A 17,186-nucleotide genomic window follows, 5' to 3' on the forward strand; every position below is an offset into this window, starting at 1 on the left:
GAACAGGGTACGCACAGGGAACTCGTAGGTCAGGAAGGCCACTACCTGAAGCTGTGGCAGAATCAATTTCTATTTTTGAATGGGGACTTACAACAAAAAGTTCAACCTTCAAACAACTAAAGAGAGGAATAATGGCACTATATAACTACCTGAACAGAATAGAGCGATTGGATGTACTAATCAGACAAAAAAGAACAGGCCCGCTCAAAGAGCTGGCAGAGAAGTTGGGTATTTCAGAACGCTGGCTGTGCTTAAAACATAACTGGATTGCCCGATTCGTTATAGCCGATGCCGGAGAAAATTTCCAAACTTTTTTCTCACTGTATGTATAGGTGCAGTAGTGTGAATTATACTACGAATGCAGCCAAAAAGATTGGTTGTTGTTTAATAAACTAAAATAAAAAAGTCTAAAATCATGAAATATAAAAAAAGATATATTTACTTGAACTAAATTACAATCAGTCAAAAGAAATTTATGGTGGAGGAACTATCCTTGAAGCGATAGCATGGTACTATGGAGCGGCTAGGGGATTTAACAAAAGGTTAGCTGCAACATTAGATTATGATGAAGTTGACTGGGAAAAAACACGAGCCCTTGTAGGGGGTTAATTAAATTAATTAATTTAAAAAAATTTAAATATTATGGATGACAAATTAAAGCAGTTAACTACAGAAGAAAATAAAAATATAAATGGTGGTAGATGGGGAGGTCCAATTACAATAATTATTTATGAGATAGTTGATGTTATCACATCAGGAGGCGATAATTTAAGAGAAGCCTTTGAAAACGGTGAAGACTTCATGTGTGGTGATGTCTGCTAACAAAAACCTCATTAAAACCATTAAACAAAGTCAATAGAAAACTATTTCATCTCGAAATAGTTTTCTATTGTGAAAGTTTTATGAAGAAAAATCTATCAAACTACATAGCGATTTTAGTCGTATTCTTTTTTTATTCACTGTACTATTATTTTACCAGAGAAAATTTTGTAGAAAAATTAATTGAAATCATAATAATAACTCTAATTATTGTCGCTATTTTTGCATTCATAGACTTTAGAAAGAAGACTAAGCATTAATTTGTGTTCTAAAGATATTCTAAGTTTAATTCTTGAATTAAATGATTTTCTTCAACCTAAGAAATTAATTTCTGAAACAATACCTGAGAACCAAATTAATTTAATTAGGGCAGCTGCGCTTACCGTTATTATCAATAGATAAAAAAATCCGTAGAGTGAGACACGAAAGGACGTTCGCATCAATTTTGACTGAGCTTTGCCAGTCTTTAAGTCACACCCCAGTTCTTACAGCAGAATATTCTCACCCCAAAGCTTGTTCCACATCTCCGATAATATCTTCTGCATTTTCCAGTCCTACCGCAATTCGGATCAAGCCGGACGTAATCCCTACAGCTTCTCGTTCCTCATCACTTAATTTGGAATGGGTTGTGGATGCGGGGTGAGTTACAATCGTTCGGGTATCGCCGAGGTTGGCCGACCGGGAAAGCATGTTCACTTTATTGATGAAGGATTTGGCTTTATCGTATCCGCCGGCAATTTCAAAACAAACGACACCGCCACCGCGCTTCATCTGTTTCTTGGCAAGTTCTACCTGTGGATGATCTTTATGATGCGGATACTTCACAAAATTTACATCCTTGTGATCACCCAGAAAATCTGCAAGTGTTTCGGCATTGTCGCAATGTCGTTCCATACGAACCGGCAGCGTTTCCAGGCTTTTGCTGAAAAGCCACGCATTAAAAGGGGAGAGAGCCGGGCCGGTTTGCCGCGTAAAGAACCGGATATCTTCCATATACTTTTCACTTCCCACAATTACACCACCGATGGCGCGTCCCTGACCGTCTATAAATTTGGTAGCAGAATGCTGTACAATATCAGCACCAAATTCAATTGGCCGCTGCAGGTACGGTGTGGCAAAACAGTTGTCCACAACAAAAATCAGATTATGTGCTTTTGCCAGCTTGCCGGCCCATTCAAGATCAATCAAATCCAGTCCCGGATTGGAAGGTGTTTCGAGAAACAGCATCCTGGTATTCTCCTGTATCAGGGATTCCCAGTTTTCGGTTTTATTCACATCCCCATACGTAAACGTAATTCCCCATTTTGGTAAAATCTGACTCAAAATCTGGTGCGAGGATCCGAATAGTGACCGTGATGCAAGAACGTGATCTCCCTGTTTCAGCAAACCGGCCAGGCAGCCAAAAATAGCAGCCATCCCGGAACCGGTTGCCACTCCGGCTTCAGCTCCTTCCAGTTTGCACATTTTAGCCACAAACTCATCCGTATTGGGATTGGAATAGCGGCTGTATACGTTCCCCTCAATCTCGTTGGCAAATAATGCGCGGGCATGCTCGGCCGATTCAAAAGTAAAGCTGGAGGTCATATACAGCGGAGTGGAATGCTCGCGCTCGGCTGTAGTTGGGGTTTGTGTGCGAATCGCTTCGGTTTCGAAGTTTTTCTTATCAGGCATGTTTCAGGATGCAGGGTTCGGGTTTCAGGATTGATGATGAATACAAAAACAGAAATTGAGGGATTCGCTATTTGCTACTTATAACCTCAAAACTGCTGGTTACTTTCGCTGTTTTTTCGAGCATTTTTGTAACGGAGCAATATTTCGTGAGGGAAAGTTCAATGGCTTTTTCTGCTTTTTTTTCATCCACATCACCCGTAAAAGTGTAGTGCAGATGGATGCTTTTAAATTCTGACCAGGTCTCTACTTTTTGTTTATCTCCTTCAACATCAATGGTCACGGTATCCAATTTTTGCCGCTGTTTTTTTAAGATTCCAATGATGTCGATCGTTGAACAACCGGCTGCGGCAGCGAGCAACATTTCAGTGGGGCGAAGTCCCCCGTTAATTCCGCCAATATCAGGCGAACCGTCCATTTGAAGCGTGGAGCCGTCAGAATTTACAGCTTCCATATGGACGGCATCGTTGAGTCTTTTTACTTTAACTTTCATGGGATAATCTTCTTTAAATACTGCTATTTACTAAAGAGACAAGATAGGGATTCTTGCGTTGATGATGAAGTAGGAAGGAATTGTTTTACATGGAGTTTTGATGGGGTGAAACGGGGCTCCTATCATGGGTGTTCTCATGAAGACTTTGGGAAGGCAAAATGGTTTATCGGTCAATGTCCGTTTTACAGGAAGCAGAGCTTCCGGCGGAGTGTTCCGAAGAAAGATCTTCGGAACAAGTATTAGATCTCTGTCAATTTTTGCTCTATATGACGTATTCAAGTATAATCATGCAAACAATTAAGTCGTAGCTCCGCCGCAACTGCTGCCGGCGCCGGCCGTACATCCGTAGCAGTGTTGATCGGTAACAATCTCACGATTATTCAGAGATTCCAGATTCCAGTTTTTGATATGCTGTGGAGAATTTTTATCGGTTTTCATTTTCAGCATTTGATTGAAATCGCAATCGTACAGAGTACCGTCCCAACCGATGGAAATGGTATTGCGGCACATCACTCCCATAGCCGCTGCAGGATTGAAGTTGGCAACCAGTTTTTCCATGTAATCGTCAAGATTTCCGCTGGTCATAAGAAAGTTTAGATAACGGCTGATCGGTAAATTGGTAATCGTAAACAGATCGTTGAATACAATTCCATGATCTTTGGACAATCTCTCTTGGTATTGCTGTTTCATGGACTCCTGATCGCCCGGTAAAAATGCTCCGACCGGATTATAAACGAGGTTGAGTTTTAAACCGGTCTCCTCTTTCCCGTAACCAATTTCATTCAGGATTTTCAGCACTTTTATGGATTTATCATATGTTCCCTCACCACGCTGCGCATCTGTTCTTCGCTTGTTATAGAAAGGCAGAGAACAGGTAATCTCCACATTTCGATCGGCCATAAAAAAGGGCAAATCCTCAAACTTCCGGGTATTTAAAATGGTGAGGTTTGATCGGACAATGACATGTTTCCCCAGCTTTGAAACCTCATCCACAAACCATCTGAAATGCGGGTTCATTTCCGGCGCGCCACCGGTCAGATCCACAGTTTCGATATCGGTATTTCGCAGTGCATCGAGGCAGTATTCCAAGGTTTCTTTGGTCATAATCTCAGTCCGGTCCGGTCCCGCATCCACATGGCAATGCTTGCAGGTCATATTGCACATATACCCGACGTTGATTTGGAATATTTCAATCCCGGTCGGCCTGAGTGGGAAAAGCCCGATGCCATTCAGTTTGGACTCAAACTTCTCAAGGCTTTTTACCTTTTCGGTTTGATTATTGATGATATCTAGTTGAACAACGGGATCAGCCAGTGAATGACTTTGCGCGATGAGAGATTTCATAAATGTTTGATAGAAGATTTAATGTGTTAAACCCATCTCCTCAATCCCCTTCCCTATTCTGCAAAATAACAGAACAAGGAAGGGGAGGATTAAATTTTTCAAAAGCCCCTCATTGTTCCGATTGTTTGTGATCGGGATATGAAGGGGGTGGGTTCCAAAATGTTTATGTATACATAAACAAAACAATAACTTACATCGAAAGTTTTTTAACCTGATTCATCATTTGTACTCCGTGCACGAGAGAAGCTCCGCCGCGAATAGCTGTTGCAACGTGAACGGCTTCCATCATTTGTTCTTCTGAGCAGCCTTTTTGCAGAGTGTCTTGTGTATATGCATCAATGCAATAGGGGCATTGAATAGTGTGCGCCACAGCAAGTGCAATCAGCGATTTTTCTCTTGCTGTAAGGGCACCTTCTTCAAAAACAGAACCATAGTAATCAAAAAATTTGTCGCCCAGCTCTTTTTGAAATTCTGTTACATTGCCAAATTTCTTTAAATCTTCGGGATTATAGTACGTTTTTTCCATGATGTTATTATTTGATTGAGGGTTCTGATAAAAAGGTATGTAAAGTGGCGTGAGCCGAATGGTTCAGATAAGCCCAAACCATTTTGGTTCAAACAGATACTAAACCCGGACGGTAAGAAAAAGAGAAATTATATGATTTTCATTCATTATTGAACATTTATCATATAGAAGGAGAGCACGAACTTTATCACAAAAGGATAAAAAGAGAATGGAACACGGGGAATGTACGTCAGTTTGAACGCCGTCGAAAATTTAACTTTCGACATTCTTTCGGGGAAATAATCCGCGAAATTGCGTTCAATATGACGTGGACATTCATTTCACCAGGAAGCAAAAGAATTTAGGATGCATCCGCCATCTCATTCAGAGATGTGAGAAGCTGATTAGAAATTTCACCTGTATTGGCAAGTTTCGTTCCCGGTTCTTCAGTATAGATATCGGCAGGTCTGTAACCTTCTTCAAGAAGTTGCAAAATTGCGGATTCTATTTTCTTGGCAGCAGGCTCGAGATCAAGCGAATATCTGCATAAAAGTGCTGCTGAAGCCACAGCGGCCAACGGATTGGCAATTCCTTTTCCGGCGATGTCCGGCGCTGAACCATGAACGGGCTCATACAAGCCGTTTTCTCCGCCTAAACTTGCAGAGGGCAACATCCCAATGGAGCCGGTAAGCATGGAGGCTTCATCACTTAAAATATCACCGAAAAGATTTCCGGTAACAATTACATCAAATTGTTTGGGATTTCGGATGAGCTGCATAGCGGCATTGTCGACCAGCATGTGGCTCAATTCTACATCCGGGTATTCCTCAGCCACTTCAAGAACGGATTTTCTCCACATCCGGGAGCTTTCCAGAACATTCATTTTATCAACAGAACAGACGCGTTTGTCGCGAAGCCGGGCTGTTTCAAATGCGATTCTTGTCACTCTCTGAACTTCAGATCGGCTGTATTTCATGGTATCAACAGAAAACGGGTCTCCATTTTCTTCAGAAGTAAACCGCGGTTTCCCAAAGTAAACGCCACCGGTCAGTTCCCGAACAATAAGGATATCGGTGCCTTCGATAACTTCTTCCTTGAGGGTAGACGCACCGGCAAGTGCCGAGTGCACAAAAATGGGCCGAAGATTGGCAAATACACCCAACTCACTTCGAAGCTTAAGTAAAGCAGCTTCCGGGCGCTTATTGGCGCTGAGGTCATCCCATTGAGGGCCGCCAACAGCGCCCAGAAGTACAACTTTAGTCTCCTTGCAGGTTTGCAGTATTTCGTCAGTTACCGGTTCACCAAATTCTTCGTAACAAGTGCCTCCGAAAGGAAGTTTGGTTACATTTAGTTTCAGGTCATGCTGCTCTAATACAGTTTCCAATACATCAAGGGCTACTTGTGTAACTTCCGGGCCGATACCGTCTCCGGGCAGTGCTACAATCTTTACTTCACTCATGCTTCCTTAATCATTCCGTTTTGTCGTGCATATTCAAAAATGCCGCCGGCGTGAACGATGTCTGCCACACTTCCCAGCGGTTTGATTTTGTAGGTTTTGTCTTGGGTATGATTGATCAGTTGATGGTTTTCCTGATCGATTTCAAGTTCATCACCTGTATGGATGTCCTTGCTCAAGTCGTCTCTGCTTTCAAACGGGATGAGAAATCCGCCATCCACGGAATTACGGTAGAAAATTCGTGCATAGGAGGGAGAGATGATTGCTTCAATACCAGCAATTTCGAGGGATGCCGGAGCGTGTTCGCGGGAAGATCCGCAGCCGAAATTGTCGCTGGCTACAATAATCTTGAATTCGCTTTTGGTTTCATCATCTTTGGTGAGTGGTATATTCCCCTGCGGCAACCCCGATTCTTCAATGGGAACGCCGGAAAGGGCATACTTTCCATAAAGCTTTCGTTCTTCCGGATCATCAAGGCTGTACACAAGATGTGCCGCCGGGATAATCTGGTCGGTGTCAATATTTTTTCCCAATACAAAGGCTTTTCCTTTGATGGGTTCTTGTGGTTCGTTGCTCATTTTATTGAGTAAAAATTTTCTGTTTTTGATTTCAAAAATCCCCTTCTAAAAGGAGAAAGAGGGATGGCCAAATTTCGGATGCAGGTACTCTCCTTACGTGGAGTTCCTGCATCCTGAAACTTGTATATCCTGCACTCCGACTAAATCACTGTTTCCTGGATAAACACTCTGGGATCGGTAATAACACCGGTCACAGCAGAAGCCGCCACGGTATATGGCGATGCGAGATAGACGGCTGATTGTTTGGATCCCATTCGTCCCGGGTAATTCCGGTTGGTGGATGAGATACAAACCTCCGTGTCTTGTAACCGCCCAAACGTGTCTGATGGTCCACCCAAACAAGCTGCACAAGATGCGTTTCCAATTCTGCAGCCCGCTTCTCTGAAGATTTCAATCAACGGGGTTCCGAGCAGGGTTTCTGTTTCAAGGCCTTTTGCAATTTCAGTGGTTGCAGGAACAATGTAAGTATCGATTTTTGTCTTGTTGCCGCGAAGAATTTCGGCAGCAGCCTTAAAGTCAGACAGTTTTCCGCCTGTACAGGAGCCGATATACGCACGATCAAGTGGCGTTCCTTCCACTTCCTCGGCAGTTGCCTTGTTGTCCGGACTGTGTGGTTTGGCCACCATCGGTACCAATTCTTCCAGGTTATAAAAGTGTTCGCTGAAATATTCGGCATCGGGATCACTGTACACGCATTCGTAGGGGTGATCCGTCCGGGATTTTACATATTTCTCGGTAATCTCATCCGGTTCAACCACACCGTTTTTCCCTCCGGCTTCAATAGCCATGTTGGTCAGTGTCATGCGATCTTCCATAGAGAGCGCCTTAATACCGGGGCCTGCAAATTCCATGGTTCGGTAGGTTGCACCGTCAGTTCCGATATCACCAATAATTTTCAGGATGATATCCTTCGCCATCAAATAAGGTGGCAGTGAGGTCCCTTCAAATACAAACCGCATGGTTTCGGGTACTTTTACCCAAAGTTTTCCGGTTCCCATGATAAAGGCGGCATCCGTATTTCCAATACCGGTGGCAAACTGTCCGAACGCTCCGGCAGTACAGGTGTGAGAGTCTGTTCCGAAAAGAACTTCTCCGGGCCGTGTAAAACCTTCTTCGGGAAGAGCTACGTGGCAAACGCCTTTGTAACGGTCCGACCCCACATCATAGAAATAGGGCAGATCCTGTTCAGCGGAAAACGCACGAAGTACATCTACGTTTCGGTTGGCATATTTATCACTGGTAAAAATATAGTGGTCGGGGATGATAACCAGTTTTTCTTTATCCCAGACTTTTGCATTCTCACCAAATTGTTTGTTGAAGATTCCGATTGCAGGCGGTCCGCAAACATCGTGGGTCATCAGGATATCAACATCCACCCACACACTTTCGCCTGGCGTTACGTGATCTCTGCCACTGTGTTTGGCAAGGATTTTTTCAGTTAACGTCATTCCCATAATTCAGGAGCTATTCTTTAGTGTTTGTAATTAAAAGTTTTCAAATGAAGTTTCTCCTCAAGGGAGAGTTCCATTATCCGCCAGCCGCAATCGACTGATCGGGATTTTGTTTTGAATATTCAGTATTTGCCATCAGGTTGATCAGGTCTTCATCCTTCACAATCTTCTGTTCATCAGCAAGTTTTGTGACCATGGTGTAGACCCGGTTCAAGTCTTCCTTGTTGAGGAAATACCCAAGTTCTTCCAATTTTTTACCGAGTGCAAACCGGCCGGAGTGTTTACCGATTACAATTTTGTTTGAGGTCAAACCAACAGAATCGGGCGTCATAATCTCGTATGTTAACGGATTTTTCAGCACGCCGTGTTGATGGATTCCCGCTTCGTGCGCAAATGCATTTTCTCCCACAATCGCCTTGTTTGGCTGAACTCCCTTGCCGGTGATCTGTGCAAGCATCTGGCTGGAAGGATAAATTTCGTGGGTGTCAATTCCCGTGGAGTAATCCATGTTGTTTTTGCGTGTCTCGATTGCCATTACAACTTCTTCGAGTGAGGCGTTTCCGGCACGTTCGCCAATTCCATTGACGGTGCATTCGATCTGACGCGCACCACTTCTGACAGCCATCAGCGAATTTGCAACGGCCAGGCCTAAATCATTATGGCAGTGCACGCTGATGGTCGCCTGGTCGATATTCGGAATTCGGGTGTGCAGCGTTTGGATCAGGTCGGCATACTCCCATGGAAGGGCGTATCCAACGGTATCCGGCACATTGATGGTGGTTGCACCTGCTGCGATGACGGCCGTAAAAATTTCGATCAAAAATTCGGGATCGCTTCGGGAAGCGTCTTCCGCTGAAAATTCCACATCATCGTAATGAGAGGTGGCGAATTCTACAGCATTTACTGCCGACTCAAGAACCTCCTCACGGGTCATCTGCAATTTGTGCTGAAGGTGTATATCACTTGTCGCAATAAAAGTATGAATACGTGGTTTTGCGGCATGTTCAAGTGAAGATACGGCCCGTTCCAGGTCTACCTGCCGAGTTCTGCAAAGAGCAGCTACCGTACTTTTTTTGATGATTTTTCCAATTTCTTTAACGGTTTCATAATCACCGTCGGATGCGATTGGGAACCCGGCCTCAATCACATCAACACCCAGTTTTTCGAGCTGTAGAGCAAGACGAAGCTTTTCCTGCTTGTTCATGCTGTATCCCGGCGATTGTTCGCCGTCTCGAAGGGTTGTATCAAAGATGGTAATGTGATTGTCCATTGGTTTGATTGTTGTTTTTATGGTTGTTGGAAAGTTCCATCCTTTTGAAGGACGGAAATTCTTCAAAATTTCAGCTTATGCCGTACTTCCCTCAAGGGAAGTTTTTATACTTGTCTTTTGTTGCGGTTTGCTGTTCTTGTTCATCAAAAAGTAAATAATCCCTTCTGAAAGTGCTTTCCAGCTTGCATCAATAATATTCTCAGAAACGCCGACCGTGCCCCAGCTTGAACCATCCTGGACAGAGTCGATCAAGACGCGGACCTTGGCCCCGGTTCCGTCTTTTTCATTTAATACCCGTACTTTGTAATCCTGTAACTGTACGGTGGAAATTTCCGGGTAAAACTCACAAAGAGCACGCCTGAGAGCGGCGTCCAATGCGTTTACGGGGCCGTTTCCTTCAGCGGCACAAAGCTCAATCTGGTCATTCACACGAACCTTGATGGTTGCTTCAGACCGGGAAACGCCATCGGCATTTCGTTCCATAATCACACGAAATCCTTCCAGATGGAAAAACTCCGGAGCTTTGTTGGTTTTTTGTTTTACCAGCAATTCAAAAGATGCTTCAGCCGCTTCAAACTGGTAGCCGTCATTCTCGAGCCGTTTCAGCTCGTTGACAATCTCGGAACCTTCTTTTGAAGTCTTGTCAAAATCAAAGCCGAGTTCTTCAGATTTGTACGAGATATTACTTTTACCAGATAGGTCAGATAACAAAACCCGACGGCTGTTTCCAACCAGATCGGGTTTTATATGTTCATAGGTCTGTTCGTTTTTCATCACAGCGCTGACGTGGACCCCGCCTTTATGCGCAAAAGCACTCTTCCCGACATACGGTTGTTTATTGTCCGGTGTCAGGTTGGCCAACTCACTCACATATTTCGAGATGGTTGCCAAGTGCTTCGTTTGATCTTCAGGAATGCACGAATATCCCAATTTCAATTGAAGGTTTGGAATCACAGAGCAGAGGTTCGCATTTCCGCAACGCTCACCGTATCCGTTGATGGTTCCCTGAACATGCACGGCCCCGGCTTCCACAGCGGCAACTGCATTTGCAACGCCCAGCTCACAATCATTATGAGAGTGAATGCCAATAGGAGCGTCAATTTTGCAGCGAACTTCCTGGACAATTGCTGTAACCTCGTGCGGCATGGTTCCGCCATTCGTATCACACAGAACAACGACATCGGCTCCGGCACTTTCAGCAGCTTGCAACGTTTTTAAAGCGTATTCGGCACTGTCTTTATAACCGTCAAAAAAGTGTTCGGCATCATAAATCACTTCTTTTCCGTGAGATTTTAAATAACTGATTGAACCTGAAATCAATTCAAGGTTTTCCTCAGGAGTGATATTTAAAGCCTCTTTTACATGAAGCAGCCAGGTTTTTCCGAAAAGAGATACGGCCGGGGTGTCGGCATCAATCAACGCCTTGAGGTTTGGATCCTCTTCGGGTTTGTTGCCGGCACGGCAGGTACTTCCAAAAGCAACTATTTTTGCATGTGCAAATGTATGTTCTTTTGCTTTGTCGAAGAATGCCATGTCTTTGGGATTTGAGCCCGGCCAACCGCCTTCAATATAGTCAATACCAAATTCGTCGAGCCGTTTGGCAATACGAAATTTGTCTTCGGCCGAAAATGAGACTTTCTCTCCCTGGGTGCCGTCCCGGAGAGTGGTGTCGAATATTTGGATTGACTTTGACATGGTTAAAACTTCGTTAAAATTAACTGCGTTGAGTGAGGATTACTTCTCGATCCAGTCCATCATGGAGCGGAGTTCTTTCCCTACTTTTTCAATTTGATGTTCACTGAGGTCTTTTCTCATCTTGTTGAGATTGGGAAGACCTTCTTTATTTTCGTTGATCCATTCTCTGGCAAAATCACCTTTCTGAATTTCTTCAAGAATATTTTTCATTCGTTTCTTGGTGTCTTTATCAATCACTCGTGTTCCGCGTGAAAATCCACCGTATTCAGCCGTATCACTTACTGAATAATACATGCCTGCGATTCCGCCTTCATACATCAGGTCAACAATCAGTTTTAATTCGTGCAAGCATTCAAAGTAGGCGATCTCAGGCTGGTATCCGGCTTCCACCAATACTTCAAAACCGGTTGCTACCAGTTCGGAGGCGCCTCCGCAAAGAACGGCTTGTTCACCGAAAAGGTCGGTTTCGGTCTCTTCTTTAAAAGTGGTTTCAAGAACACCGGCGCGGGTTCCGCCAACTCCTTTTGCATATGCAAGAGCTGTTTCTTTGGCTGTGCCGCTGGCATCCTGGTAGATGGCAAACAGGCAGGGAACTCCGGATCCTTCTGTAAATACTCTTCGTACCAAATGGCCGGGACCTTTGGGCGCTACCATAAATACATCAACATTGTCGGGTGGTACGATTTGATCGAAGTGAATATTAAAACCATGAGCAAATAGCAGGGCATTGCCTTCTTCAAGATTGGGTTCAATGCTTTCTTCATAAACTGTTTTTTGAAACTGGTCGGGGATCAGGATCATAACAAGATCGCCTTTAGCGGCAGCTTCCGATGTTTCATATACTTTTAACCCTGCTTCCTCTGCATCACTCCAGGAGGAACTGTCTTCACGGAGACCTACAATTACATTTACGCCACTCTCGTGCAGGTTCAGTGCATGTGCATGCCCCTGGCTTCCATAGCCAATAACTGCTACGGTTTTATCTTTAAGGACATCGAGGTCGGCATCTCCGTTATAATATGTTTTCACTTTCATTTAATCGCTTCTTGTTTGGTTATGTTGATTTAAAATTTATTTGATAGAAGTCCCCTTGAGAGGGATGTAAGAATGTGTTCACTAATTAAAACTCACAGTTCCCTGAAATTCACGTTTTAGTGCCACGCTACCGGTGCGAGACATTTCGGTGATTCCGTACGGTTTCAGCACCTGAATCATTGCGTCTACTTTGTCGGTATTTCCGGTGACTTCAAGCGCAAGTTTATCATTGGTAATATCGATTACTTTGGCTTTAAATGCCTGTGCAATCAGCATAATTTCTGAACGTCCGGCTTTTGCTGTTGAAACTTTTACAATCGCCAGCTCGCGTTCAATGCATTTTTTATGGGTGAGATCGGTCACCTTCTGTACATCAATCACATTATGAAGGTGTTTGTTGATCTGTTCAACCGTTTTTTCGTCACCGTAGGTTGTAATTGTGATGCGTGCCATTCCGGGCTCCGCTTCCGATGCAAAAGTGACGCTATCGAGCTCAAAACCCTTTCCGCTAAAAATCCCGATGATGCGGGAAAACGTATTCAGGTTGTGCTTTACCAAAACGGAAAGTGTGTGCCGGGAATCTTTTTTCAATACTGTAGTTGCCATTATTTATTTACGTCGTTATCTGATTCAACCATTTCATACAAAGCGGCACCGGAGGGTACCATGGGGTAGCAGTTTTCAGTTTTCACTACACGAAAATCCATCAAAACCGGCCCGTCTTTTATTTTCATTGCTTTGTCGAGAACCTCTTTCATTTCTGCCGGATTGGTAGCCCGCATTCCAACGGCTCCGTATGCTTCAGCCAGTTTTACAAAATCGGGATTATTGCTGCCGAATACGGAGTAGCTGGTTCGGTTATTGTAAAAGAGTTGCTGCCACTGGCGAACCATGCCGAGACATTCATTATTCATCAGGGCGATTTTAACGGGAATTTTATATTCAACAGCCGTTGCCAATTCGCAAGACAACATTTGGAATCCGCCATCGCCCGTAACACAAACCACATCCCGATCAGGAGATGCCATTGCGGCTCCCATTGCTGCGGGGAAACCAAATCCCATGGTTCCAAGTCCGCCGGAAGAGATCCATGATCTGGGGTGATTAAACGTATAGTGCTGTGCAGCCCACATCTGGTGTTGTCCTACATCGGTTACAACAATGGCATTGCCATTCGTTGCTTCAGAAATCGCTTTGACCATATGCTGCGGATAAATGGTATCGTCAGACTTCGGCACCCTCAGTGGATGTTCTTTCTTCCAATCCTGGATCGTATCCCACCATTTATCAATTTTGGGAGCCTTGGCAAGCTTGCCAATTGCCGGAAGTACATTTTTTACATCGCCTACAATCGGGACTTCCACATTTACATTTTTGCCAATGCAGGAGGGATCGATATCAATTTGAATTTTCCTGGAATATTGGGCGAAACCATCCAGCCGTCCTGTTACGCGATCATCAAAACGGGCTCCTACGGCAAGCAGAACATCACATTCGGTGATGGCCATGTTGGCATACCAGGTTCCGTGCATTCCAAGCATTCCCAATGACTGTGGTTTGCTTTCGGGAAAAGCCCCCAAACCCATTAATGTAGTGGTAATAGGGATGTTCAGTTTTTCAGCAAATTCTATAACCTCTTCCCATGCTTCACCCAAAATGGCTCCGCCGCCCACATACATCAAGGGTTTTTTCGCCTTGCTGATCATTTCGGCCGCTTTGGCAATTTGAGGCTGATGGCCGTGAAGGGTAGGTTTGAAACTTGGGATATCCACTTTCTTCATTCCGGAATAGCGGGCGGCTGTATTCAACATATCTTTTGGAAGATCAACCAAAACCGGGCCGGGCCGTCCGTTGGTGGCAATATGAAATGCCTCACGAATCACGCTTTCCAGTTCATTTACATTCCGAACCAGGTAATTCTGTTTGGTGATGGGTCTTGTAATTCCCACAATATCTGCTTCCTGGAAGGCATCGTTTCCAATTACGCTGGTAGCAACCTGTCCGGTTAAAACTACAAGCGGTATGGAATCCATCATGGCTGTGGCAATACCTGTAACCGTATTGGTGCCGCCCGGGCCGGATGTTACCAGCACAACACCGGGTTTCCCGGTGGCCCGGGAGTAACCGTCAGCTGCATGGGTTCCCGCTTGCTCGTGGCGAACCAGGATGTGCTTCATGTCGTGCTCGTCAAAAAGCACATCATAAATAGGTAAGTTTGCTCCTCCGGGATAACCAAAGATGGTATCTACGTCAAGATCGGCGAGAGTCTTAATTAAGATCTCTGCGCCATTAAACGAGGGGCCCGGATTTTCATCCTCGCTCCGTTTAACAGGCTGGAGCGGCTGAGCCTTTTGAAATTTGTTTGTCGGTGATGAGGGTGTGGATTCAGATGGTTTCATATTGTCTCGCGGATATATATTGCCCGCCAGAGGTCAAAGTTAAATAAAATCATGTTCGCTTCTAACCTCTGGAGGGTGTGGATTAACTAATAATTAGAATTAGGTTTAGAATGCCAGAAATTAGAATCGAGATAGTTAGCAAATTAAGAAAGAAGCTTCTTGTACTATCTGAAGAGAGAGAAAAATCAGAGCTCACAGAATGTAAGGAACTCAAAACGGTCGCGATAAATACAGCAATCACGAACTGCAAATTTACAGTGCCCTTGCCGTCCATTGGCCGGGTCAAAAAATCGTTTAAAAAAGTATGTGTGATTGCGGTAGACAATTTGTAATCTGTTACTTCAACATCGCATTCAAAAACATAGATAAAGACATTAATGGAAGCAAGAAGTTTTTATAGATTCTTCGAATAGATTTCTTGACCTAAGAATGATTTTTTCAAAAGCGCTTCCATTAAAATTATCATTGACGTCTAACATATTGAAATTCAATAACTAAGCACCTTTATAAGTACCATGACGAAACTGAATAAATACAGCTCCAGATTAACAGAAGAACAATCCCAGGTAGGCTCAAAGGCAATGCTTTATGCAACCGGATTGAGCGAGGAAGACATGAAAAAGGCCCAGGTGGGAATCGCAAGTACCGGCTGGGACGGCAATCCGTGCAACATGCATCTTAACGGTTTGGCCTCTGTGATCAAGGAAAATGTTTGGGATAATGACATGGTTGGATACGTGTTTCATTCCATTGGAGTGAGCGACGGAATTTCGATGGGAACCCAGGGAATGAAATTTTCGCTTCCGTCCAGAGACATCATTGCCGACTCCATCGAAACCGTGATGAACGCCCAGTGGTACGATGCCAACATTTCGGTTGTGGGTTGTGATAAAAATATGCCCGGCTCCATCATGGCAATGGCGCGCGTAAACCGTCCATCTATTATGGTATACGGCGGAACAATCCGTCCCGGAAACCTAAATGGACGCAAGCTTGATCTCGTTTCCGCTTTTGAGTCGTACGGGGAATTGTTATCCGATAAGATTGATGAAGACCAGCTTCACCAAGTTTTGAAACACGCCTGCCCGGGAGCTGGCGCCTGCGGGGGAATGTACACGGCCAACACCATGGCATCGGCTATCGAGACGATGGGAATGAGCCTTCCGTTCAGTTCGTCCATCCCCGCAACACACCAGGAGAAAATCAACGAGTGTAAGCGGGCGGGCAAGGCGATCCGTAATCTTCTCGAAAAAGATTTGAAGCCGCTGGACATCATCAACAAAAAATCAATTGAAAATGCGGTGGCGATGATTATTCTGTTGGGAGGTTCCACCAACGCTGTGATGCACATGCTGGCAATTGCCCGTGCCGCCAAGGTGGATTTTACTATTGATGATTTCCAGGAGGTCAGCAACAGGACCCCGTTCCTGGCCGACCTGAAGCCAAGCGGAAAATACGTGATGGAAGACCTTTATAATGCAGGCGGTGTTCCTGCGGTTCAGAAGCTGATGTTTGAAGAAGGACTTTTGCATGAAGGATGCATTACCGTAACAGGCAAAACACTCGAAGAGAATGTGGAAGATTTGCCCGGCCTTCTTGAAGAACAAAAAGTGATTCAGCCGATTTCAAATCCAGTAAAGAAAACGGGTCATCTGCAAATTCTTTATGGAAACCTCTCGCCGGAAGGCAGTGTGGCAAAAATTACCGGGAAAGAAGGTACCACGTTCACAGGGACAGCCAAAGTGTTTGAGTCTGAAGAGGATTGCCTGCGCGGAATTCGTGGCGGCCATGTAGAAAAAGGCGATGTAGTTGTGATTCGGTACGAAGGCCCCAAAGGCGGCCCCGGCATGCGCGAAATGCTTTCCATCACCGCAGCTATTATGGGTGCCGGTCTTGGTAAAAATGTGGCTTTGATTACTGACGGACGCTTCTCCGGCGGAACCCACGGTTTTGTGATCGGACACATTACGCCCGAAGCTCAGCTTGGCGGAAACATTGCACTGCTTCGCGATGGCGATATCATCGAAATTGACGCTGACGAGCGAACGCTGAATGTCAAACTCTCGGACGAAGAACTCGATGAACGCCGAAAAACCTGGACGGCGCCCGAACTGAAAGTTCAAAGCGGTTCGCTTTATAAATATGCGAAACTCGTTTCCACCGCATCCGAAGGCTGCGTAACGGACTTATGATGAATATCGAATATTGAACAAGGATTTTAGAATGTCGAAGGGTCATTGCGGACAACACGAAGCTATCTCCACTTCATAATTCGTTATTCCTCGTTCGATATTCATTATTCTAGCGTCATTGCGAGCGAAACGAACGGAGTGAGTGCAGCGCGGCAATCTCCGAATGTTGTTGGGGGTGTATTCCTTGAGGGGGGGTGAGAAGTAGCAAAGGCCAAAGTCAGGAGATTGCGTCACTCCGTTCGCAATGACCATATTAATTGTTCTAAACCTGTCGCGTCATT

Annotated in this window: 15 protein-coding genes; 3 read left to right on the top strand and 12 right to left on the bottom strand. The window is 44.7% G+C overall.

Translation table 11 applies throughout. The annotated features are described in order from the left end of the window. Positions 1-131: 131 nt before the first annotated feature. Both L0B18_RS05965 and L0B18_RS05970 read left to right on the top strand, forming a co-directional pair. Positions 132-332 carry a hypothetical protein gene (locus L0B18_RS05965; protein WP_234570009.1) on the top strand — a complete coding sequence of 67 codons (201 nt, stop codon included), beginning with the start codon at positions 132-134 and terminating at the stop codon, positions 330-332. 310 nt (positions 333-642) lie between these two features. Next, positions 643-822, top strand: a complete 180-nt coding sequence (locus L0B18_RS05970) for a hypothetical protein (protein ID WP_234570012.1) — start codon at positions 643-645, stop codon at positions 820-822. Between the two features lie 498 nt (positions 823-1,320). On the opposite strand, the gene L0B18_RS05975 is transcribed toward L0B18_RS05970, so the two are convergent. The 12 genes from L0B18_RS05975 to ilvB all read right to left on the bottom strand — a co-directional run bounded on the left by L0B18_RS05975 (position 1,321) and on the right by ilvB (position 14,713). Further along, on the bottom strand, positions 1,321-2,490 hold the full coding sequence (locus tag L0B18_RS05975; RefSeq protein ID WP_234570025.1) for a trans-sulfuration enzyme family protein: 1,170 nt from the start codon (positions 2,488-2,490) through the stop codon (positions 1,321-1,323). Between the two features lie 67 nt (positions 2,491-2,557). Continuing rightward, entirely contained in the window at positions 2,558-2,980 is a 423-nt protein-coding gene (locus L0B18_RS05980; RefSeq protein WP_234570026.1) for an OsmC family protein, read from the bottom strand. Between the two features lie 297 nt (positions 2,981-3,277). Next, the gene (gene arsS, locus L0B18_RS05985; protein WP_234570028.1) at positions 3,278-4,324 is read right to left on the bottom strand and encodes an arsenosugar biosynthesis radical SAM (seleno)protein ArsS; all 1,047 of its coding nucleotides are present in this window, start codon (positions 4,322-4,324) and stop codon (positions 3,278-3,280) included. 190 nt (positions 4,325-4,514) lie between these two features. After that, a complete protein-coding gene (locus L0B18_RS05990; protein WP_234570030.1) occupies positions 4,515-4,850 on the bottom strand; it encodes an arsenosugar biosynthesis-associated peroxidase-like protein in 336 nt (111 codons plus the stop codon). A 340-nt stretch (positions 4,851-5,190) separates the two neighbouring features. Further along, on the bottom strand, positions 5,191-6,288 hold the full coding sequence (gene leuB / locus L0B18_RS05995; protein ID WP_234570032.1) for a 3-isopropylmalate dehydrogenase: 1,098 nt from the start codon (positions 6,286-6,288) through the stop codon (positions 5,191-5,193). Beyond that, complete coding sequence (locus L0B18_RS06000) at positions 6,285-6,863, bottom strand: hypothetical protein (RefSeq protein WP_234570034.1); 579 nt, start codon at positions 6,861-6,863, stop codon at positions 6,285-6,287. Before L0B18_RS06000 ends, leuB begins: the two co-directional genes overlap by 4 nt. Before the next feature lie 140 nt (positions 6,864-7,003). Continuing rightward, on the bottom strand, positions 7,004-8,317 hold the full coding sequence (locus L0B18_RS06005) for a 3-isopropylmalate dehydratase large subunit (protein ID WP_234570036.1): 1,314 nt from the start codon (positions 8,315-8,317) through the stop codon (positions 7,004-7,006). Positions 8,318-8,390: 73 nt separating this feature from the next. Beyond that, entirely contained in the window at positions 8,391-9,584 is a 1,194-nt protein-coding gene (locus L0B18_RS06010; protein WP_234570044.1) for a 2-isopropylmalate synthase, read from the bottom strand. A gap of 75 nt (positions 9,585-9,659) precedes the next feature. Then, positions 9,660-11,279: a citramalate synthase gene (cimA, locus tag L0B18_RS06015; protein ID WP_234570063.1), complete on the bottom strand. Its 1,620-nt coding sequence runs from the start codon at positions 11,277-11,279 to the stop codon at positions 9,660-9,662. A gap of 39 nt (positions 11,280-11,318) precedes the next feature. Next, a complete protein-coding gene (gene ilvC, locus L0B18_RS06020) occupies positions 11,319-12,314 on the bottom strand; it encodes a ketol-acid reductoisomerase (protein ID WP_255695562.1) in 996 nt (331 codons plus the stop codon). A gap of 81 nt (positions 12,315-12,395) precedes the next feature. Next, positions 12,396-12,920 (bottom strand): acetolactate synthase small subunit, encoded by a 525-nt coding sequence (gene ilvN, locus L0B18_RS06025; RefSeq protein WP_234570071.1) that lies wholly within the window; start codon positions 12,918-12,920, stop codon positions 12,396-12,398. Then, positions 12,920-14,713: a biosynthetic-type acetolactate synthase large subunit gene (gene ilvB, locus L0B18_RS06030; protein ID WP_234570073.1), complete on the bottom strand. Its 1,794-nt coding sequence runs from the start codon at positions 14,711-14,713 to the stop codon at positions 12,920-12,922. Before ilvB ends, ilvN begins: the two co-directional genes overlap by 1 nt. A 515-nt stretch (positions 14,714-15,228) precedes the next feature. On the opposite strand from ilvB, the gene ilvD reads away from it, so the two are divergent. Next, positions 15,229-16,905, top strand: coding sequence for a dihydroxy-acid dehydratase (gene ilvD, locus L0B18_RS06035; RefSeq protein ID WP_234570075.1), 1,677 nt, complete (start codon positions 15,229-15,231; stop codon positions 16,903-16,905). The last annotated feature ends 281 nt before the right edge of the window (positions 16,906-17,186 follow it).

Source organism: Rhodohalobacter sp. 614A (genome assembly GCF_021462415.1).
GTDB lineage: Bacteria > Bacteroidota > Rhodothermia > Balneolales > Balneolaceae > Rhodohalobacter.